The following is an 18,446-nucleotide window of genomic DNA, read 5'->3' as shown; positions in this document are numbered from 1 at the left end:
GGCCTTGCTTACCTGAGCTGCAGGTTACAGAACCGATGCTTGGTGGACACCTGATGCACCTGCTCGACTGAGGCTCTTTTTTCAGGCGCCTGTCTCTTCCATCCGTTTCTAACACCCACCCGCAGCCCCGCGTACGCTCTGGGGCAGTAGGCGAGCGGGCGCGCCAGATGGAAGTATACCGCCCACTTCTGACGGGATGACACACACGTTACTTATCGTCGCCATACCAGTATTGGGCCGTCACACCGCCATCCATGAGGACGTCACTGCCGGTAATGAACGTCCCTTCAGGCCCCATGAGCAGGGCAGCTACAGCAGCCACTTCATCGGGCGTACCCCCACGTTTGGCGGCACAGGACTCGATCATGCGTCGATACCCATCGCCGCGCGGGCCATTGAGTTCATCCCTGGCCAATGGAGTGAAAATGATGCCCGGACTGATCGTGTTGACACGAGCGCCGCGTTTTCCCCAGCGGACGGCTTCGGCGGCCACGCGCAGCGAATTGCCACGTTTGGAAATCTGGTAGGCATTCAGCGGATCTGTTACTTGCTCTGGTTGAAGCATTGGTAGAGCAAGGAGCTCTTCAACCGGGGTCAACGCCAAGGCCTTGTTCTGCTCATCTGTCAGTGCCGGCAATCGATGACCTGACTGCGAGGCGATGACGATTGCCGAACCGCCTTTTGCAATCACATTTCCGAACAGCTCCAGCACGAGAGCAGTGCCATACAGATCGACTAGAAGAATGGTGGCAGGTGCAGCTTGGGAGGGGGATACGCCTGCCGCGTGGATGACGCCGGTTATGTCCCCGATGCTTGTAGCCTTGGCTACGAGTGCCTGGACTGAGTCCCTGGACGAGATATCGACAACGGTCGAGGTAACCTCAAAACCCGCATCGTTCAAAACCTTTGCTGCTGCGTCGGCAGCTTCTTGCCGCAGATCTGCGAGCAACAGATGCTTGCCTGCGCTGACACGCCGAGCTATGGCTTGCCCAATCGAACCCGCACCAATTACAACAGTTACATTTGTCATCGTTATTATCCTAGAAGAACAGGACTTCACTCAAAGGTAGGGTAGGTATCAGGCACTCAGTCAAATCATCGACAGCGCACGCTGATCGTAACGTCCTAAATTCGAGCCTATGTTTGAACCACAAGACATTCCTTGCCGTGCCTTGTGGTTATTTCAAATGATGTTCGCCACCGCAAGAGACTCTCGCGATACTGCGCGTGCAGCCAGGAAGGCAAGAACTGCCGCTACGCCCAGCAAGGTGGCGCTCAACTCGAAGGTCGCTCGATATCCGCTCAAGTCAAAGACCAGCCCGCCAACGGTTGCGCCAGACGCGATTGCTAGTTGGATGATCGCCACCATTAAGCCGCCTCCAGCTTCAGCAGCGTCTGGCAACGTTCTCGCCAGCCACGTCCACCATCCTACGGGCGCTGCGGTCGCAACCAGTCCCCATAGGCCAAGCAAAACGGTCGTGGTGGCGGCCGAGCTACCGAATGAAACAAGCGCCAGTGCAATCACCGCCATCAAAATTGGGATAACGATGAGGGTTCGATGCAGGTCGTTTTTCAAGAATGATTCGATCAGGAAGGTTCCCGCGAGGCCCGCCAGACCCAGGACGAGCAGCATCAACGACAGCATGGAAACACTGACGTGCGTGACCGTTTCAAGAAACGGGCGTAAATAGGTGAACAGCATGAACTGGCCCATGAAAAAGACGCTGACCGCCACCATGCCTAAAGCTACCGGTAGGCTTTTCATCAACCTGAAGACGTTTCCGGTGCCTGAGCCGCTGTGCGATTTCATCGCTGGAAGACTTAACGACAGCCAGACACCGGCGACTATCGCGACTGGGATGACGCACAAGAATGCACCGCGCCAGCCAATCAAGGCACCGAGGAAACTGCCTAATGGCGCTGCAATCACCGTCGCCAAAGCGTTGCCGCCGTTGACGATTGCCATGGCCCGTGTGACCTGATCATCAGGTACCAGGCGCATGGCCGTCGCCGCCGATAATGACCAGAATCCACCGATTGCCACTCCGATCAGTGCTCGTCCGACCATGAAGACCCAGTAGTTCGGCGCGAACGCGACCACCGTTCCGGAAAGAATCATCATCAGTGTCAGTGAAAGAAGTAGCGGTTTACGGTCAACCCGTGCCGCCACCAGCGGGATAAGAAGGCTGGTGAACAAGGCAAACAGCCCCGAAACGGAGATCCCCTGACCGGCTTGCCCCTCGGTGATATGCAGATCTGCGGCAATTGGTGTCAGCAGGCTGACGGGCATGAACTCCGATGCCACGAGCACGAAGGCTGCGAGCGACATGGCGAATACGGCGCCCCATGATTTATGGGGCACTGGGAGGAGGTGATCAGTCATTGCTTGAATCCTGTATTGCGCGAAGCGTCGTAGTCCCGAGGGCGAGGCTCCGAAAGAACCGATGCCCTGTCAGGGTGCCGACCGGGCTACTTCAGGTTGCTTTTGAAGAACGTGGTCAACTTGGTGAATGGAATGAGGCTGACCCGGTCGTAAAGATCCACGTGTCCGGCATTTGGAATAATGAGCAGCTCTTTAGGCTCGGCAGCCCGCTGGTAGGCATTCTCACTGAACTCGCGTGAGTGAGCCTGGTCGCCAGCAATGAACAGCAGTGGGCGCGGAGAGATGGTCTCGATGTCATTGAACGGGTAGAAGTTCATGAACTTCACGTTGCTGGTCAGCGTCGGCATGGTGGTTGTCTGCGGCGTTGCGCCTGCCGGAGTGACCTCACCTCGTGGGGTGCGATAGAAGTCGAAGAACTCGTCGCCTACTTCGTTGCCGGTCAGTTTGAGCGGTGTGCCGCCGGTGTAGCGGATTTCGCCACCCTGGAGTTCCGCATAGCGTTGCTCGGACGCTTCGCGAATGATCTGCTGGCGTTGTTCGAGAGTCACGGCGTGTTTGAGTCCGTTACGGTTGGCCGCACCCATGTCATACATGCTGACGGTGGCGATTGCCTTTAGGCGTGGATCGATTTTGGCCGCGCTGATGGCGAAGCTGCCACTGCCGCAGATGCCGATGACGCCAATACGCTCACGGTCGACTATGGGGCGAGTGCCGAGAAAATCTACGGCGGCACTGAAGTCTTCTGCGTATATATCTGGCGAGACTGCCTGGCGAGGTGTGCCTTCGCTCGCGCCCCAGAAGGACAAGTCCAGCGACAGCGTGACAAAGCCCTGCTCGGCCATTTTGGTGGCGTACAGGTTCGCGCTTTGCTCCTTCACTGCCCCCATGGGATGGCCGACAATGATGGCAGCATTTTTCGCTTTGGGGTTGAGACCCTTCAAGGTGAACAGGTTACCCACCACCTTCATACCGTATTGATTCTTGAAGGTGACCTTTTCAACGGTCACTTTCTCGCTTTTGTAGAAGTTGTCCGCGCCGTTCGACATATCGGCTCCCATTGAAGAAAAAGAGGTAACGAGCATTCCCAGGGCTAGCAAAATTCCTTTCATTGGATATTCCTTTCGATTGAATGGTTGTTCGCTGGAGTTTTTGACTCAGGCGTTTAGTCGGCCAACGTGGCGTTGTCGATCACGAAGCGGTACTTGACGTCGCCCTTGAGCATTCGCTCATAGGACTCGTTTATCTGATCGGCTCGAACCATTTCGATGTCGGCGACGATGCCGTGCTCGGCACAGAAATCCAGCATTTCCTGGGTCTCGGGAATGCCGCCGATCATCGAGCCGGCAATCGTTCGGCGCTTCATGATCAGGTTGAATACGTTCGGCGACGGATGTGGCGATGCGGGCGCACCGACGAGAGTCAGCGCGCCATCGCGCTTGAGCAGCACCAGGAAAGCATCGAGATCGTGCGGGGCTGCGACGGTGTTGAGAATGAAGTCAAAGCTCTTGGCATGCGCGGCCATTTCTTCGGCACTGCGCGACACGACAACCTCGTCGGCGCCCAGTTGCTTCGCCGCCTCGCGCTTGGATTCAGAAGTGGTGAACGCCACGACATGGGCGCCCATCGCGTGGGCCAGCTTAATACCCATGTGACCCAGGCCACCGATGCCGACCACGCCGATTTTCTTGCCTGGCCCGGCGTTCCAATGACGGAGTGGGGAGTAGGTGGTGATGCCCGCGCACAACAGCGGCGCAACGGCAGCCAATTGGTCTTCGGGATGGCGGATGCTCAGTACGTAACGTTCATGCACCACAATGTTTTGTGAGTAGCCGCCGAGTGTCCACCCGGGCGCGTCCGAAGTCGGGAAGTTGTAGGTGCCGATCATGTCGTCGCAGTAGTTTTCCAGACCCGTGGCACAGTCGTCACAGTGTTTGCAACTGTCGACGATGCAACCGACCCCGACGAGATCACCGACTGTGAAGTCAGAAACATGCGCCCCCACTGCTGATACGCGGCCAACAATTTCATGCCCAGGTACGCAGGGGAATTGCGTGCCTGCCCACTCGGCACGCACCTGATGCAGATCCGAATGGCAGATACCACAAAAGGCGATATCGATTTGTACGTCATGGGCAGCAGGTGTACGGCGGCTGATCTGCAACGGCTCAAGCGGTTTGTCGCCCGCGTGAGCACCATAGGCTTTTACAAGCATGGGAAAGTCCTGAATGGCGGTGTCGGATGATCATTCTCCGGCTCTGCTCAGAGACTCTGTAGAGCAATCCGCTTGATTACTTGCCTGATCCTATGAGTCTTGGCTTTTTTGCAGGACGGTCGTCAGCTGACGAGTTAGAGTTCAGCGAAGAGGTACAAGCGAACATGACGATCAAACACGAAACCGCCGCTGCATACACATCACCCCAAGAAGCACTTGCGCATACCATTGGTGCTCGGATTTCAAAGCCTGGTGACTGCGCTACTTCGATTGCTGGCCTTGGCTTTTATCGGCGTGAGCATCCTTCTCCCCCTGTTGTTTGCATGGTCGAGCCGAGCATCATTCTTGTCGCTCAGGGCGAGAAGCAGCTGTGGGTAGGCGGAGAAGGTTATCCATATGACACGTCGCGATTCCTGGTCACGTCATTGGACTTGCCAGCCAATTCAGAGGTGCTTGCTGCAAGCACGGAAAAGCCATGCCTGGGGCTGACTTTGAAACTCGATTTGCGCATGCTGACTGAGCTGATATCGCAAAGTGACCTGCCGCCAATCCGTGATCGATCAGTTGCGAAAGGGGTAGGAATTGGTTCAGTGACTCTGGCAATGCTGGCGTCATTCGAGCGCTTATTGGCTCTGCTCGATGAGCCGGAGTCCATCCCTGTTCTCGCACCCTTGATCCAGCGCGAGATTCACTACCGTCTCTTGCAAAGTGATCAGGCAGGCAGACTACGACAAATCACATCCGTCGATGGCCAGGGTTACCGGATCGCTAAAGCCATCGATTGGCTGAAGTTGAATTACACCTTGGCGCTTCGCGTCGAGGAACTTGCTGACCGAGTACAGATGAGCACGCCGACGTTTCACCACCACTTCCGCCAACTCACCGCAATGAGTCCCTTGCAGTACCAGAAATGGCTGCGATTGAATGAGGCGAGGCGATTGATGCTCAATGAACATCAGGACGTATCCAGTGCGGCTTTCAAGGTCGGCTATGAAAGTCCATCGCAATTCAGCCGCGAATACAGCCGGTTGTTTGGCGTGCCTCCCAAGCGAGATATCGCGGTGCTGCGAGGGCAGGGGTAAGCTGTGATGACCCTTCGTCAGGTGCGTTTTAATGGACATCGTTCACTCGATGCAGGTTTTCGTCAGCGTCATGGAAACCGGCAGTTTTACCAAGGCAGCGCAGGTCTTACGCCTTCACCGGCCTGCTGTTTCCAAAACGATTCAGCTTTTGGAGCTGCAACTGGGAGGGCGATTGCTCAATCGAACAACTCGCCAGTTGAGCTTCACCCCTGAAGGTGAAGTGTTCTACAAACGGTGCAAAGCCATCTTGGCCGGGGTCGATGAGACCATGGCGTCATTCGGTAATCGTCCAGCACGTCTCACTGGAAAGCTGCGTGTAGATCTGCCTGTCGCCCTGGGGAAGCTGCTTGTCATCCCGTCCCTGATGGAGTTCCAAAGCCAATATCCAGGTATCGAATTGACCCTTGGCGCGAGTGACAAGCCTATCGACATGATCGCAGAGGGAGTGGATTGTGTGGTGCGGTTGGGCGCTCTCGAAGACTCGAGCATGGTCGCTACCGGCATAGGTTTTCTACCGATGGTGACATGTGCTGCGCCGGCCTACCTTGAGCGCTTTGGAGTGCCACGCACATTAACTGACCTGGACACCCATCAAGCAGTCAATTATTTATCCGGTACCAATCCACGGCCAATCGAATGGATCTTCGTCGAGGACGGGCAGGTGAAGACTATGCGCCTTAATTCGGGAATCAACGTGAATGATAGCGAAGCGTTCGTTGCGTCGGCACTAGCCGGGTTTGGACTGGTTCAAGGGCTTGAGTTAACAGTGCGAGAGCATCTGAAAGACGGTTCGCTTGTCCGAGTACTGGACGGTTACCCGGTACCTTCCAAGCGGATTTCTATTCTCTACCCCCACCGAGACCTATTGCCGCCAAAGGTCGAGGCCTTTGTGCAATGGCTGAAGGCTTTGATGGCCACACATAATCTGATCTAGACCGGATTGTTATTTTTGGGATAACAGTCTGTGTCTCTGGCCGGTCTTCTGGGCGGTGCAGTAACGAATTACCTTTGACGCTTTCCAGATACCAGGAGTTTACCCATGTCAAAAGTCGTCCGTTTCCACCGTATAGGTGGCCCAGAAGTGCTCCAGATCGATGAAGTCGATGTACGTGAACCCGACGCCGGAGAGGTTCGAATCAAGGTGAAAGCTTTGGGGCTGAACCGCGCTGAGGCGATGTACCGTTCCGGCCAATACGGGTTCGTTCCTGAAATGCCTGCCATCTTGGGTTATGAAGCAGCTGGCACCATCGAAAGCATCGGTGAAGGTGTATCAGAGTACGCTGTTGGCGATGAGGTCAACGTCATCCCTGCGTTTTCCTTCGCTGATTACGGAATGTATGGCGAACTGGTCATCGCTCCGCTACACGCCGTTGTAATGCAGCCTGCTGGTATGACGGCAGTGGAGGGAGCGGCAACCTGGATGCAGTTTGTTACTGCATACGGCGCCCTTATCGACATTGGAAAACTCCAAAAAGGCGAAACTGTACTGATTCGCGCAGCCTCCAGTAGCGTCGGTTTAGCTGCCATTCAAATCGCAAATTTGGTGGGTGCGGTGCCTGTTGCGCTCACCCGTACAAGTGAGAAACGACAAGCTCTTCTGGATGCCGGGGCTGCCTACGTGATCGCAACTGAAGAGCAGGATCTGGTCGCTGAAGTTACCCGCATTACTGACGGAAAAGGCGCTCGTATGGCGTTCGACCCGGTCGGAGGAGATGGGGTTGCAAACATTCTTCGCTCGCTGTCTACCTGGGGTATTTTCTTCCAGTACGGTGCTCTCGAAACCGGTGATATGAGCATTCCGGTATGGGAAGTACTCGGCAAGAGCCTGACTATTCGCGGATATCAGTTATTTGAGGTCACCCAAGCGCCTGAGCGCCTGAATCGGGCCAAAGTCTTCATCACCAGGGGGCTGGAGGCTGGTACGCTGCATCCGCTAATCGCCAAAACGTTCCCGCTAGCTCAGATTGTTGAGGCTCATCAGTACATGGAATCCAACACCCAAATCGGCAAAATCGTTATCGAAGTTTGACGCAACAATCGGTAAAAACGGGGATGCTCACCTCTCGTTGTCCTGAAGCGTTGGCGACTACCGAGTCGCTCCTTCGGGCCAACGAGGCCAGGCTAACCAACTTAACTCGAGACCTACTCAATCTGGCGTCATGAGTACCGCTAACGTCATGTTGATAAACTCTTCGTTCTTGCTGATCGTGTCCAAAGCACCACGAACGTTGCCGGCAACCTCCGCTGAACCGCGCTGCTCGACCCAAAGCGTGAGCTCCATGATGGCCGCCTCGAGGGCAAGCTGATTTTGGTTGATCTTGAATAGCAGGGAAGGGAGCAGGTCGGCATTGGACATCGTGATTCCTCCGTGAAAAAGAAGAGCGTAGCAGGAGGTGCTGTTAAAAATCGGGCAGTCCTCGACTTTGCTATAGGCACTCGCCAAATCCCGAATAGCCTTCGGCGACTGGCGTTCTGAGAAGAGTGGATCAAAGACTCAGGGACGTACGACCTACACCGTGCTGATATGGATGCTCGCCATTTAGGAGCGCACGAACAGCCTCTGCCTCGCCCCTGGACTTGAACACACCGTGCTTGCTAGCAGAGCCTCCCTCGACGAGATCTACAACTCGATATTGCTTGATGCCATCGTCAAGTCTCGTGGTCTCGATCACTCTGAAACTTGAATTCATGACGCGCTCCCTGCCGAAAACTGGTGTCCTAGGAGTACCGACATGACTCCATGATTTCAACATTTATGGAGGACTGAGCTGCGACAATTTGTGACAACCCACCGTGACCTACGTTTCCCAACTGAAACACGGACGAAACATTCCAGCCATATGATTCGCGTCACTGAAATCTAGGGGTTGAAGATGAATCGGCCATCGAGAAGCATTCGAAAACTGCTCGACTCTGTCGCGACTAACAATGAGGCTGCGGCGCTCGATGTGATGCGCGCAGCAGAGCAGCTTCAAGACGAAGTGCTTCGCCAACGGTTGCTCAACATGATTCACCGGCTCAACCAAGACGCCCATGATTTGCGAATGGCGCGTGACGAAATCCAAGGCGGAGCCATAAAGCTCGCATGATCGTCCTTGCAGGAGTTTTGCGTTCGCTCCTTCGGGCCAACGAGGCCCGGCTAACACCTTTTTTTCTGATGCTGTAAGCCAGGCCAGGCCTGGCTGGTCATTGCAAGGATGTGGGGTCTGATAAGCTGGCTTCTTTTAGGCCGTGATCACCAGCATGACGACGCAATGGGAGCCATCTTGGTTAGGACGACTGCTCACGCGCTCGAAGCCGTGGCAGCTGACCCTGGACGGCGACCAGCTACAACTTCGTGTCGGTGATGGAGTTCATCCTCTCACGGCTGAAAATTTCGCAAGGGGCGGAGTTAAACGTGGTCTGGTCTGGACAAGTGTGACGGTGTTCGTCGGGCACAAGCTCCGACTAGGTGGCCTTCCTAACTCTGAACAGCCAACCCTGAGCCAGGCGTTTACCCACCTGGAACATCTCAAGCATCAACGACAGTTCGACGCCTACTACGCGAAAGTCACCCAGTGGCTTGAGCAGGTTACTCGTACGATAGAAACCTTAGATGCCGAGTGTCGTTGGCTGACTCACGACATGCAGCAAGTGTTGTTGGAATCTAGAGCATCGCTGGGCGTTGATGACGTAACCTTATGTACACTTTTCGACCGTCCAGAGGTTCAGTCCCTACTAGGGGATAAAGCCGTCCAGGTAAAGTCCCAGCTGGACGACTGGGCATCAGATTGGCCTGGGCGGTGGGAGACCCGCAACAAGCTGCATTTGGAGCGCGAGCTCGAAGCGTGTGCGACCTTGTTACAGAAGGTCGAAAGCAGGCCGCTCACCGATGAGCAATCCCGCGCAGTCCTATGTTTCGACAATCGTGTTCAGGTTATTGCTTCGGCTGGATCCGGAAAGACCTCGACCATGGTGGCCAAAGCAATCTACGCGGTTCACCGGGAGTTGGTCGCTCCTGCTGCAATCATCATGTTGGCTTTTAACAAACACGCTGCCACAGAGCTTAAGGCTCGCGCCGCTCAGTCGCTTGTACGTTTGGGAAAGGAAAGCATCGCAATCAACGCAATGACCTTCCACTCTCTTGGCCTGAATATTATTGGAGACGCAACCGGGAAGAAGCCGCACGTGCCCGACTGGGCCAGCGAAACGCTCCCAGGGCTCGAAAAGCTGGCAGAACTGATAGATGCACTCAAGGATCAATCAGAAGCCTTCCGTACCAATTGGGATCTCTTTCGTCTTGTCTTCGGTCGCGATTATTCTTCAATGTCGATTGAAGACTTGTTTGAGGCCTTTGATAGCGAAGGGAATGCGCGCCTAGTCAGCCTGAATGGCGATCGTGTGGCCAGCCAAGAAGAACGCCTGATCGCCAACTGGCTGTTCTACAACGGCGTGGACTATGCCTACGAGAGGCCGTACGAGCACGACACGGCCACCGCAGAGCGCAGACAATATTTCCCTGATTTTTACTACCCGAAGATCAATCTTTATCACGAGCACTTTGCCTTCGATGCCAACGGCCAAGCTCCGGCACATTTCGAAGGCTATCTAGAAGACGCCAACTGGAAGCGAGCGCTTCACAAATCTAAAGGCACTCAGCTGATGGAGACCACGTCTCACCAGCTGAACTCAGGCCAAATATTCAACCATCTCAGGTTCGAGCTGACTTCCCGTGGGATTACCCTAGATCCCAATCCTGATCGACCCTTACCGGTATCAGGGTTGGCACCGATGGAGCATGTGGAACTCATAAAAGTGCTGCGATCGTTCATCACTCACTTTAAGAGCAACAGCCTCAACGAAAAGTCCTTGTACGAGCGCATGAATGCCCTCCCGGTGAGCGCTTTCAAGTATCGCTACCAGATGTTTTTAGCGCTCGCGATTCCAGTCATCAGATCATGGGATGGGGCACTGCAGATGGAGCGGGGCATCGATTTTGAAGACATGATCAACCTGGCTGCGGAACACCTTGAGCGTGGGCACAAATCTCCTTATCAGCTTGTCATGGCCGATGAATACCAAGATGCCTCGCGCGCCCGCGCTCGACTATGCCGAGCATTGGTCGCAGCGCCACATCGCTTCCTGTTCGCGGTAGGGGATGACTGGCAGTCAATCAATCGCTTTGCTGGCGCTGACGTCTCTGTCATGACGGGTTTTCGTGAGTGGTACGGTCATGGGCAGGTTCTGCATTTGGAAACAACGTTTCGCTGTCCGCAGGCGATTTGCGACGCCTCCAGTCGTTTTGTGTCCAAGAATCCTATACAGCTGAGGAAGACTGTTGTTTCAGTGACACCCGCAATTGGCCCGGCTCTCCAAGCGTACCAAGTGACAAGTCATGGCGAGATACGTGACGCAATTGGTCAATATCTTGAGACCCTGTATTCGGGTCTCGTCGATGGCTCGGTGCCACAGAATCGCAATGGGAAGATCACTGTTTTTGTTCTAGGTCGCTACAAGAACGACAGGCAATACGTCCCTGAAGGATGGGGTCATCGCTACGGCGATCGGTTGGAGGTGCGGTTCAAATCGATCCATACATCCAAAGGTGATCAAGCGGACTACGTGATCCTTCCTGGAATGGTGGCTAGAGGCTTCCCCAACCTCAAGGGTGACGATCCAGTGTTTGGCCTGGTCATGCCTGAAGGGGACACCTTTAAGCATGGTGAGGAGCGCCGTCTGTTCTATGTGGCACTGACTAGGGCCCGTCGATCAGTCGCTATGTTCACCGTGTCCGGACGGTGCTCGCCATTCCTGGATGAATTGGTAAAGGACGGCGCAGTGACAATCACCAGTATCAAGGGTGAGGCTGTCCAGGAGGATCGATGCCCGGTGTGTAAAATCGGCGTCATCGTGGAGCGCACCGGACTATATGGAGACTTCAAGTCCTGTTCAAATTTCCCACGATGCAAATTCAAGCCAAGATCAAGTACGTCTTTCCAATCTAAGCGGAATGCCTTCCGGCCTCGTAGGTTTTAAGCTGGATTGCCCTTCAAGTGATTTCGCTATCGTGTCGTAGGTGACTGGCCAATCCTCGACTGCGCAGTACTTTTCACTGATCGAACACGCTTATCCAAAGTCGTAGTGAAACATCAAAACGACGCTGGTAATGTCCCGGCCACGTTCGCCAACATTAAGGGATGGAGGCCAAAATAGGAGCCCTGGAGCCGCGAACCTTCGGGGCTTCGTTCTGCACGGCAACCACGTAGGCAATCAACATGTAGTTTCACAGCGGGATCACGTGACTGGCTCCGACAGTGTGGTTTATCGGGTCATCGCTGTAGGCGAAAACTGATTGTGAGCCAGGCTTTATGGACGACCTAAGCTGAGTCCTTGAGTGATGGTTCTGCACTGCGCGAAAATGGACATCACCTAGGATATTGCTGAAGCGGAGTGCTAGAGATGGTCTTCCCCTTCACCCTCAATTACCAGATCACCTCTGACGAGAGTGATGTGGACGCGCTTTTGGAGCGCTTGGCTGAAGAAGGTTGCGATGATGCACTGGTCGGAACAGGTCTTCCGGGGCGTTTAGCTCTCGAGTTTGTTCGCGAAGCGTTTTCTGCGGATGAAGCAATAGAGGAAGCCATGGCAGACGTGAGTCGAGCTCTACCTAGCGCACGATTGATTGAAGCGGCATTTTTTTCAGGTTGAATTCGGGTGCCGTGGTGCTCGCATATCAGCGACATCTACTCAGATCTCTAGCCAAAACCGCTCTGCAGAACAGTGGAAACAGAAGCAGGTGAATCAGGGAGAGTCGTTAGCCAGCAATTAATTTGCTTACCATGGGAGATCCGCCGGCAGGTCATCTGGCAAGGCGCTCGTCATCACGCTTTGCTCTGCAGGGGGAGCCGCAACCATCTGAGGTTCAAGTTTGTTATCAGCTGCATACCGCTCCAAGAGTGGTGCCCGTGTTAGCACCGCTCTAACACGAGTCTTAAGGCGTTGGCCCTCTGGATGCCCGCAAGCGATCAGTCTACCAATGCGCCCCATAACCCGACGTACTTCCTTTTCGTCCTCAATGGACAGTTGGCCTGGATAACCATTTACTCGATCCTCCAGTTGCTTCACAGCGGCCCGGATAGCCATTCGTGCTTTTTTGGGAAGCGCTGGAATTGGCTTGTCCACGACTAGCCCGGTCACCGTGACTGCCTCAGCTTTTTCGCCAGAAATTAAAGCTTGCCCGCGTTTGCGTACATGCAGCTTGCTTCGCTTCTGCAGGCATCCTTTTTGGCCGAGCATCCAAGTGACGGAGGCAATGATTTGGGTGGTTTCGGCAGGAGAAATACGCGCTTTACTGGACACAGTGATGTCATCTGCGAAGCGTGAATATTCCAATCCTTGGGCTTTGAAGCGTCCAACCAACGCCGGCTCGATATCCCAGAAGACAAGGTTTGCCAGGTAGCTACTCGTACTCGCGCCTTGTGGCACTTGCCCATCACGTGTAACCAGGTTGGCGAGCAACGCGGCTACCTCTGCAGAGAAGCGGAAGAGGCCTGCGAATATGCGATAAATATGCTCGGTAGTAATCGATGGGAAGAAATCAGCAATGTCCTGGAGGATAACTGCTTTGGCGCCGGTATGAACCCGGGCGTTCGAGTAGATGCTGCGGGGTAGTTTGGGATCTCTGATTCCGCCGTGTAGGTATCCAGGGTACGTGACCTTGCTGAGCATCCGATCTACGATCTTGCGCTGAATGGTCTTCAGCGGCTCATGGGCATCATAGGTATGCCGTGGTGTTCCGTCTTTTTTTGTTTGAGGGACGTAGCGATAAAGTTGAGAACTACGCTGAGCAAGCGCAAGAAGTCTCTCAGCAGGTTCTCCAAGAGCACGTGCCAAGGCTTTGATGCTGTGAATGGGGCTGTGTGGGTAGAACGGAGCATCCATGTCCAGGCTTCCGACGATGGGCCGGCTCCGATGAACCGGCCCCTCTGAATTCGAATGATGTGGTTTGTTGCGTCATAGGATGTTCTCAATAAGTGGAATCACCACTGTCTCAATGTAATCCCAACCCTCAACAGCCTTCTCCCATAGCCAGATGCATAACCGAATGTGTGCGATCCACTTCAGCAGGGTTACTGCCTTCGCCTTTACCCACGCAATACGACCCGTTCTAGACTCTTGGGATGGAGCTGCCTCGATGACACGAGCATCTTCACTGTTGTGCATAGACTGACGAGCCTTGCGGCGCGCCAGGTTCTTTAAATTAACCATGACTGATGTTCCCAACGACAGGCGAAATTGCCCCGCCGTCAAGCATTCCGGGCCGAAAGGAACGCTGAAGATGCCACTACAAACCACAGTTCTGCTTATCAAGTCCCTTGATAAGCCGTCCGCCGCTTTACCGCCGCATCACTTTTCGCCTCAACGTATCAAACGATCAGTGACAAACCCTTGGATCACCTTTGGGATTGCCCTAGGCGCTAAGCACTGAGGAGCGATGGGCAGCAACAACCTGCGCGGCGAAGAAAGCCAAGGAGAACACCAAGGCGACCAGTTTCCTGGTCAATAACCGCAAGCCCGAATATTTAGTCATGTTTAAAGAGCACCTGGGTGGTAGCACCCAGCAGGTACTGTTTTTATCAGAGTGATCGAGGTAGCTACAACTGATATTTGTTGCAAGGATTGTTTTCCTAAATGGTCGTTTTTTTGACTGCATAAAGCGTCAAAATTCAACTGGTACAAACGATAAGTTGTAGTTATCGATCTAGTTAATCAGAGTTGTTCGAGGGTTGAAGAGCAGGACTTGATGACCTATTATCACGGCCAGGCGGTGATGGTCGCCTGGCGCCTGTTTCGCGAAGCAATAGCCCATCGTTGACACCCTCCAGCATTACATCGGCATGTCCATAACCAGACGCTGCCCGGTGAACAGGCAATCGGTAACCAGAGCGTCGTATGTTTTGGAGCTATTGCCATGTCAGATTTTTCCCCGCTTAACATTTTCAAATCTCAAGCCAAGCAACTCGCTCGCGACCAGGGCCTCAAGCTTGCTGCTGCTCAAGAAGCGCTCGCCAAAAAGTCCGGCTTCGCTGATTACCATGAGCTTTCAGTGGTCGCCCAGCGGAGCCCGAAAGATTCGCGTGTGATGGAGGCCGTTTTTGGGGTCAAGGATTTCGGCGAAGCGATCCATGAAGACGATGTCTATTCCGACCTGGATCAAGAGCTGGAGGATCAACTCTCCGGTGCAATTGCAGATACCAACGCAAGCGGATTCACGATCTATGCCCTTGAGGTGGAGGCTGCTGACTACAGCGACACAACCGGCAAGCTCACCCTAGGGGTTTCACTTACCTACCAGGGGCAACAAGACCAGGAGCGTGTGTATCACGGCGCAGCGTTCTTCCTCACGGTTTCGGTTGAGCTGTTGCGCCGTGATGGTAGGTGGTTGCTTGCACAGGAGGGCGTCTCCATCTCCAGCAGTGAGTCTGATGCTGATCGCGACCGCAGGTCTGAATGGGAGCATTGGGCACAAGAGGAAGAAGCTGAACGTGGCAGCCGCATATCCATGGCTCAAGCCTTGGCGAGTGAGTTGGGGGATATCCGTTGAAGACGCAGAGCTTCTGTCAGATGCGGAAGTCACGAGTAATGAATCGGATGACGGCCTCGTGTACAGCTACTGGATTGATTTGGAGTCAGTTGCTGAGGGCGCTCTAAGGTCTGACCTGCTCGCACGGTTTGGCTCTCTTGAGTACGAGCTAGGCCCGAACTTCTTCGACGATATTGAACGAAACGTTTAACGTTTATAGGGCTATGGCCGGCTGAAAAAGCTAGCCATTTAAACCACTGCCTTTCCCTCTGTGCAAGGACGGCCGCGAATTCTACGAAGTGCTGGGTTCATGGCGAGCCCAGCGCAACGTAGCTATCGACATGAATTGCCTAATGGCCAGAGCTCCCCGTTCATTTCTGGCTTTAGACCCTGGCACGGTCAGCGCGGCCTCCACCTTTGCGCGACTCGCTTCGTAAATTGCAAAGGCGTTGAACTCGGAATCAAGCAGCACTAACAAAACAGCATCGAAAGGTTGTCGCAAGTCAATTGCTCCCAAGCGACCATTGATCTTTAGTGGATTCAGGACACATCGCCCTTTGATCTGGATTCTTGCGATGCCATCCTCTTTGACTTCAGTTGCGTCAAAGCCTGCCTGCCTGGCAGGGTGGAGTTGAAGGCCAAGTTTTATAGCTGCTTCATATTCAGCAACCTCGCCAGTAATTCCCAGCGGCTTGCCGGTCAGGCGATAGAATTTCCGCGCTAGTACCTTGGCCTCACTTAACACCTCCAGGACTTCTTTGTGGATCATTTCTGTGTCCGGCGGCTCGGTGGTACAACTGTGTAGCTCAGTCATCCGCAAGTGCTTCTAGCGATGCGAGGAGTTTGGCTAGTTCGGTCAGGTTCGCTGCCGTCACGATGTCATATTCTCCGCGACTACTCAGCCGGTACACCTCTCGAGCCTTTTTGACCCGTTCCAGCAGAGGAACGACAATCCCTGACGCCCTTTCAAGAAACTCGTTGATGTCCGCACGCGTCTGGGGAATCTTGTAGCCCTTCGCCGCGCTTGTGATGATGACGTCCGCATCGCGGAGTTTGGCAACGCCACTGGAGGGAATTCTTTGGCCGTTGACCTCTCCAAACCCGCTGTCTTTTAGGTGGGCCATGATTTCCGTAGTCAGCACGTAGTCCTTGGTGACGAATTCGCTTTGAAATCTCAAGAACCGTAAGATGCTTAGCTGAAAGTGCTCATCTTCATCTGGGTGCTGACCAACGCGCTCGCTAAAACGGTCAGCCTGGCGTAGAGCTTCCTGGTGTACCTGGTAGTCTGCATATCCAGACTCATTCGTCGGCGGAGGCAGGAGAGACTGGTATTTGGATGGCCACTCAAGCATGCCAAGAGTCAGACTGCGGAGGATCTTCTTGTAGGCAAGAACTGCTTTTTTCGATGCTTTCTCTTCGTAAATCTGAGCTACTGACCCGGCGAAAAAATCTGCAATCTGAACCAAAACGTTGTCCTTACTGGACGTCGTCTGGAAGGCATCTTCATCGCCAAATAGGTCATCGACGAACCGTTCTACAACGTAGCTTTTCAGGCTCTCCTGAAACTCCTGCCCACCATGCTCGTCTACGACCATCCGGAGGTCAGGGTAGGCGCGGAACAAACGATCATAAAGCAACCCGTTCACGTATTTAATGAACGAAGTCTTGATGCGAAGACCGCCATCTTTGTGGATCCGCGACTTATCAACGACGGTGAAATAGAGCTTGAATGGCAGCTCGGCCAGCTCGCTCAGGATCCGGGCACGGCGATCTGAATCCTTGTGCTTCAGTTTGCTAGATTTGATCTCGCCTGTTTGAAAATGACGCTTCCGAAGCTCTTCAGCTTGGGCATACGCAGCATCTAGGTCTTTCTCTGCCACCAGAATGGAGCACACGATGAAAAAGCCCGAGTTTCCACCCTTTGAAGTATCAAGGGCTGAATTCCCGGACTCATCCACGAAAGCATACGTTCTGTCCATGAGCGTGCTCCATCAACACCTGACTGAGCGGCGGGGCGCCCAGTGCGAAGGTGGCAGCCTCAGTCGGTGGCGGTGGTTGTGCCGGGCGCAGGGCCCTCACTGAATGTGTAGTTGATGACAACGTCATTGCGGATCAGAACGTCGAGCGTTTTCTGAGTGCCAGTGGTCGTCACCTTCATGGTAACCACGTAGTTTTGAGCATGGGCTGAGCCATTGGTGTAGGTGTATACCCACTTTTCGTCAGTCTCGCTGACTGCGCTCTTTGCATAGGGTTCACCGAATAGCAACTTCAATTCGGTAGTCGTGGTTTTACCCTTGGTGATATTGGTCACGCTTGTCGACGGAAAATCTCGGCCTGCGGTGAAATGCGAAGTAGCGCAACCGCTAAGTGCCAAACAAACTGCCATAACTGCGATGAGACTTTTCATATCTGTCCTTGATGTTGAAGTGCTCCAAATCCTAGCTCGCATCGAAGCCAATAGCCATCATCAGGTTGACCAGCTGCTATCACGTGCACGCAGCAATCAGAGCGCCCTGGGAGCCCTGAGCTACCTTACTTCCCAGAAGGCATTGTCTGGATGCCTGGTTAGCAGGTAGCCCCGGCAATTGGGCACGTGGTTCGTGATCTCGTATTCGCGCCAGTCCGCCATAGCTCGGCCATCAATGGTCAGCGGCTTTCGCTTGATCAGCCAGGCTACGGCATTGATGAACTGCCCATGCGAAAATACAGCGATCTCCCGGGCAGGATGCTCTGCCAGTTGATCCAGGAAAGACTGAACTCTAAATATGAAGTCCAAGAACGACTCGGCGCCTTCACCATCTCTGAATGCGGGGTCTGACCGAGACCAATATGTTTCGACCCAATCCCGCCTCTCGGCAACGGTCGTGTTGCTACACCGCACTGGCTCAAGGTAAGTGAATTCATGAATGGGCCAGGTTTCAAACGGGGTAGCTGGGAAGGCAGCTAAGGTCGCCATTGCAGTTGCCTGCGCTCGAGAGAACGGTGAGGCGACAATGAGAACAGGAGCATGGTTGAATGACTGGGCCACCAGGTATGCCTGCTCAACACCTTTCGGCGTGAGAGGAATAGTCGCGTGATCCTGGCTGGCTTCGCCAGCGTTGGCAGCACTTTCTCCGTGGCGAATTAGTCGGACATTCTTCATTAACCAGATACTCGCATAGCTTCGGCCACTCGTTTCTTTTCGATTCGCTAGGCTTCACCCATCTG

At 54.2% G+C, this 18,446-nt stretch carries 18 protein-coding genes; 7 read left to right on the top strand and 11 right to left on the bottom strand.

From position 1 onward, the window contains the following. Positions 1 to 208: 208 nt before the first annotated feature. The 4 genes from AC1DIG_RS02300 to AC1DIG_RS02285 all read right to left on the bottom strand — a co-directional run bounded on the left by AC1DIG_RS02300 (position 209) and on the right by AC1DIG_RS02285 (position 4,595). Complete coding sequence (locus AC1DIG_RS02300) at positions 209 to 1,030, bottom strand: SDR family oxidoreductase (protein WP_477765956.1); 822 nt, start codon at positions 1,028 to 1,030, stop codon at positions 209 to 211. 153 nt (positions 1,031 to 1,183) lie between these two features. Beyond that, on the bottom strand, positions 1,184 to 2,383 hold the full coding sequence (locus tag AC1DIG_RS02295) for an MFS transporter (RefSeq protein ID WP_477765955.1): 1,200 nt from the start codon (positions 2,381 to 2,383) through the stop codon (positions 1,184 to 1,186). 86 nt (positions 2,384 to 2,469) lie between these two features. After that, positions 2,470 to 3,492, bottom strand: coding sequence for an alpha/beta hydrolase (locus tag AC1DIG_RS02290; RefSeq protein WP_477765954.1), 1,023 nt, complete (start codon positions 3,490 to 3,492; stop codon positions 2,470 to 2,472). A 53-nt stretch (positions 3,493 to 3,545) separates the two neighbouring features. Next, entirely contained in the window at positions 3,546 to 4,595 is a 1,050-nt protein-coding gene (locus tag AC1DIG_RS02285) for an NAD(P)-dependent alcohol dehydrogenase (protein WP_477765953.1), read from the bottom strand. 164 nt (positions 4,596 to 4,759) lie between these two features. Here AC1DIG_RS02285 and AC1DIG_RS02280 point away from each other — a divergent pair, with 164 nt between their 5' ends. The 3 genes from AC1DIG_RS02280 to AC1DIG_RS02270 all read left to right on the top strand — a co-directional run bounded on the left by AC1DIG_RS02280 (position 4,760) and on the right by AC1DIG_RS02270 (position 7,706). Next, positions 4,760 to 5,677 carry an AraC family transcriptional regulator gene (locus tag AC1DIG_RS02280; protein WP_477765952.1) on the top strand — a complete coding sequence of 306 codons (918 nt, stop codon included), beginning with the start codon at positions 4,760 to 4,762 and terminating at the stop codon, positions 5,675 to 5,677. A 31-nt stretch (positions 5,678 to 5,708) separates the two neighbouring features. After that, on the top strand, positions 5,709 to 6,611 hold the full coding sequence (locus AC1DIG_RS02275; protein WP_477765951.1) for a LysR family transcriptional regulator: 903 nt from the start codon (positions 5,709 to 5,711) through the stop codon (positions 6,609 to 6,611). Positions 6,612 to 6,716: 105 nt separating this feature from the next. After that, on the top strand, positions 6,717 to 7,706 hold the full coding sequence (locus tag AC1DIG_RS02270) for a zinc-dependent alcohol dehydrogenase family protein (protein WP_477765950.1): 990 nt from the start codon (positions 6,717 to 6,719) through the stop codon (positions 7,704 to 7,706). A 117-nt stretch (positions 7,707 to 7,823) separates the two neighbouring features. On the opposite strand, the gene AC1DIG_RS02265 is transcribed toward AC1DIG_RS02270, so the two are convergent. Next, the gene (locus AC1DIG_RS02265) at positions 7,824 to 8,033 is read right to left on the bottom strand and encodes a hypothetical protein (RefSeq protein ID WP_477765949.1); all 210 of its coding nucleotides are present in this window, start codon (positions 8,031 to 8,033) and stop codon (positions 7,824 to 7,826) included. Positions 8,034 to 8,550: 517 nt separating this feature from the next. On the opposite strand from AC1DIG_RS02265, the gene AC1DIG_RS02260 reads away from it, so the two are divergent. The 3 genes from AC1DIG_RS02260 to AC1DIG_RS02250 all read left to right on the top strand — a co-directional run bounded on the left by AC1DIG_RS02260 (position 8,551) and on the right by AC1DIG_RS02250 (position 12,364). After that, complete coding sequence (locus AC1DIG_RS02260) at positions 8,551 to 8,766, top strand: hypothetical protein (protein WP_477765948.1); 216 nt, start codon at positions 8,551 to 8,553, stop codon at positions 8,764 to 8,766. Positions 8,767 to 8,920: 154 nt separating this feature from the next. After that, a complete protein-coding gene (locus AC1DIG_RS02255) occupies positions 8,921 to 11,692 on the top strand; it encodes a UvrD-helicase domain-containing protein (protein WP_477765947.1) in 2,772 nt (923 codons plus the stop codon). Positions 11,693 to 12,115: 423 nt separating this feature from the next. Further along, positions 12,116 to 12,364, top strand: coding sequence for a hypothetical protein (locus tag AC1DIG_RS02250; RefSeq protein ID WP_477765946.1), 249 nt, complete (start codon positions 12,116 to 12,118; stop codon positions 12,362 to 12,364). Between the two features lie 126 nt (positions 12,365 to 12,490). Here AC1DIG_RS02250 and AC1DIG_RS02245 read toward each other — a convergent pair whose 3' ends face one another. Further along, entirely contained in the window at positions 12,491 to 13,597 is a 1,107-nt protein-coding gene (locus tag AC1DIG_RS02245) for a reverse transcriptase family protein (RefSeq protein ID WP_477765945.1), read from the bottom strand. Between the two features lie 72 nt (positions 13,598 to 13,669). After that, positions 13,670 to 13,924, bottom strand: a complete 255-nt coding sequence (locus AC1DIG_RS02240; protein ID WP_477765944.1) for a hypothetical protein — start codon at positions 13,922 to 13,924, stop codon at positions 13,670 to 13,672. Positions 13,925 to 14,627: 703 nt separating this feature from the next. On the opposite strand from AC1DIG_RS02240, the gene AC1DIG_RS02235 reads away from it, so the two are divergent. After that, positions 14,628 to 15,260, top strand: a complete 633-nt coding sequence (locus tag AC1DIG_RS02235) for a hypothetical protein (protein WP_477765943.1) — start codon at positions 14,628 to 14,630, stop codon at positions 15,258 to 15,260. A 271-nt stretch (positions 15,261 to 15,531) separates the two neighbouring features. Here the strand turns inward: AC1DIG_RS02235 and AC1DIG_RS02230 are convergent, their stop codons facing one another. From AC1DIG_RS02230 to AC1DIG_RS02215, 4 genes are all read right to left on the bottom strand, one after another. Next, on the bottom strand, positions 15,532 to 16,008 hold the full coding sequence (locus tag AC1DIG_RS02230; RefSeq protein WP_477765942.1) for a hypothetical protein: 477 nt from the start codon (positions 16,006 to 16,008) through the stop codon (positions 15,532 to 15,534). A 37-nt stretch (positions 16,009 to 16,045) separates the two neighbouring features. After that, positions 16,046 to 17,218 (bottom strand): DUF3800 domain-containing protein, encoded by a 1,173-nt coding sequence (locus AC1DIG_RS02225; RefSeq protein ID WP_477765941.1) that lies wholly within the window; start codon positions 17,216 to 17,218, stop codon positions 16,046 to 16,048. Positions 17,219 to 17,277: 59 nt separating this feature from the next. Next, positions 17,278 to 17,646 carry a hypothetical protein gene (locus tag AC1DIG_RS02220; RefSeq protein WP_477765940.1) on the bottom strand — a complete coding sequence of 123 codons (369 nt, stop codon included), beginning with the start codon at positions 17,644 to 17,646 and terminating at the stop codon, positions 17,278 to 17,280. Between the two features lie 120 nt (positions 17,647 to 17,766). After that, positions 17,767 to 18,381, bottom strand: coding sequence for a histidine phosphatase family protein (locus tag AC1DIG_RS02215; RefSeq protein WP_477765939.1), 615 nt, complete (start codon positions 18,379 to 18,381; stop codon positions 17,767 to 17,769). Between the last annotated feature and the right edge of the window lie 65 nt (positions 18,382 to 18,446).

This window comes from Pseudomonas sp. 05N431 (assembly GCF_056397005.1).
This window is presented reverse-complemented; position numbering and strand designations above follow the sequence as displayed.

Coding starts and splice junctions, on each gene's coding strand:
- AC1DIG_RS02300 (WP_477765956.1), bottom strand. CDS start 1,030: ATGACAAATGTAACTGTTGTAATTGGTGCGGGTTCGATTGGGCAAGCC.
- AC1DIG_RS02295 (WP_477765955.1), bottom strand. CDS start 2,383: ATGACTGATCACCTCCTCCCAGTGCCCCATAAATCATGGGGCGCCGTA.
- AC1DIG_RS02290 (WP_477765954.1), bottom strand. CDS start 3,492: ATGAAAGGAATTTTGCTAGCCCTGGGAATGCTCGTTACCTCTTTTTCT.
- AC1DIG_RS02285 (WP_477765953.1), bottom strand. CDS start 4,595: ATGCTTGTAAAAGCCTATGGTGCTCACGCGGGCGACAAACCGCTTGAG.
- AC1DIG_RS02280 (WP_477765952.1), top strand. CDS start 4,760: ATGACGATCAAACACGAAACCGCCGCTGCATACACATCACCCCAAGAA.
- AC1DIG_RS02275 (WP_477765951.1), top strand. CDS start 5,709: ATGGACATCGTTCACTCGATGCAGGTTTTCGTCAGCGTCATGGAAACC.
- AC1DIG_RS02270 (WP_477765950.1), top strand. CDS start 6,717: ATGTCAAAAGTCGTCCGTTTCCACCGTATAGGTGGCCCAGAAGTGCTC.
- AC1DIG_RS02265 (WP_477765949.1), bottom strand. CDS start 8,033: ATGTCCAATGCCGACCTGCTCCCTTCCCTGCTATTCAAGATCAACCAA.
- AC1DIG_RS02260 (WP_477765948.1), top strand. CDS start 8,551: ATGAATCGGCCATCGAGAAGCATTCGAAAACTGCTCGACTCTGTCGCG.
- AC1DIG_RS02255 (WP_477765947.1), top strand. CDS start 8,921: ATGACGACGCAATGGGAGCCATCTTGGTTAGGACGACTGCTCACGCGC.
- AC1DIG_RS02250 (WP_477765946.1), top strand. CDS start 12,116: ATGGTCTTCCCCTTCACCCTCAATTACCAGATCACCTCTGACGAGAGT.
- AC1DIG_RS02245 (WP_477765945.1), bottom strand. CDS start 13,597: ATGGATGCTCCGTTCTACCCACACAGCCCCATTCACAGCATCAAAGCC.
- AC1DIG_RS02240 (WP_477765944.1), bottom strand. CDS start 13,924: ATGGTTAATTTAAAGAACCTGGCGCGCCGCAAGGCTCGTCAGTCTATG.
- AC1DIG_RS02235 (WP_477765943.1), top strand. CDS start 14,628: ATGTCAGATTTTTCCCCGCTTAACATTTTCAAATCTCAAGCCAAGCAA.
- AC1DIG_RS02230 (WP_477765942.1), bottom strand. CDS start 16,008: ATGATCCACAAAGAAGTCCTGGAGGTGTTAAGTGAGGCCAAGGTACTA.
- AC1DIG_RS02225 (WP_477765941.1), bottom strand. CDS start 17,218: ATGGACAGAACGTATGCTTTCGTGGATGAGTCCGGGAATTCAGCCCTT.
- AC1DIG_RS02220 (WP_477765940.1), bottom strand. CDS start 17,646: ATGAAAAGTCTCATCGCAGTTATGGCAGTTTGTTTGGCACTTAGCGGT.
- AC1DIG_RS02215 (WP_477765939.1), bottom strand. CDS start 18,381: ATGAAGAATGTCCGACTAATTCGCCACGGAGAAAGTGCTGCCAACGCT.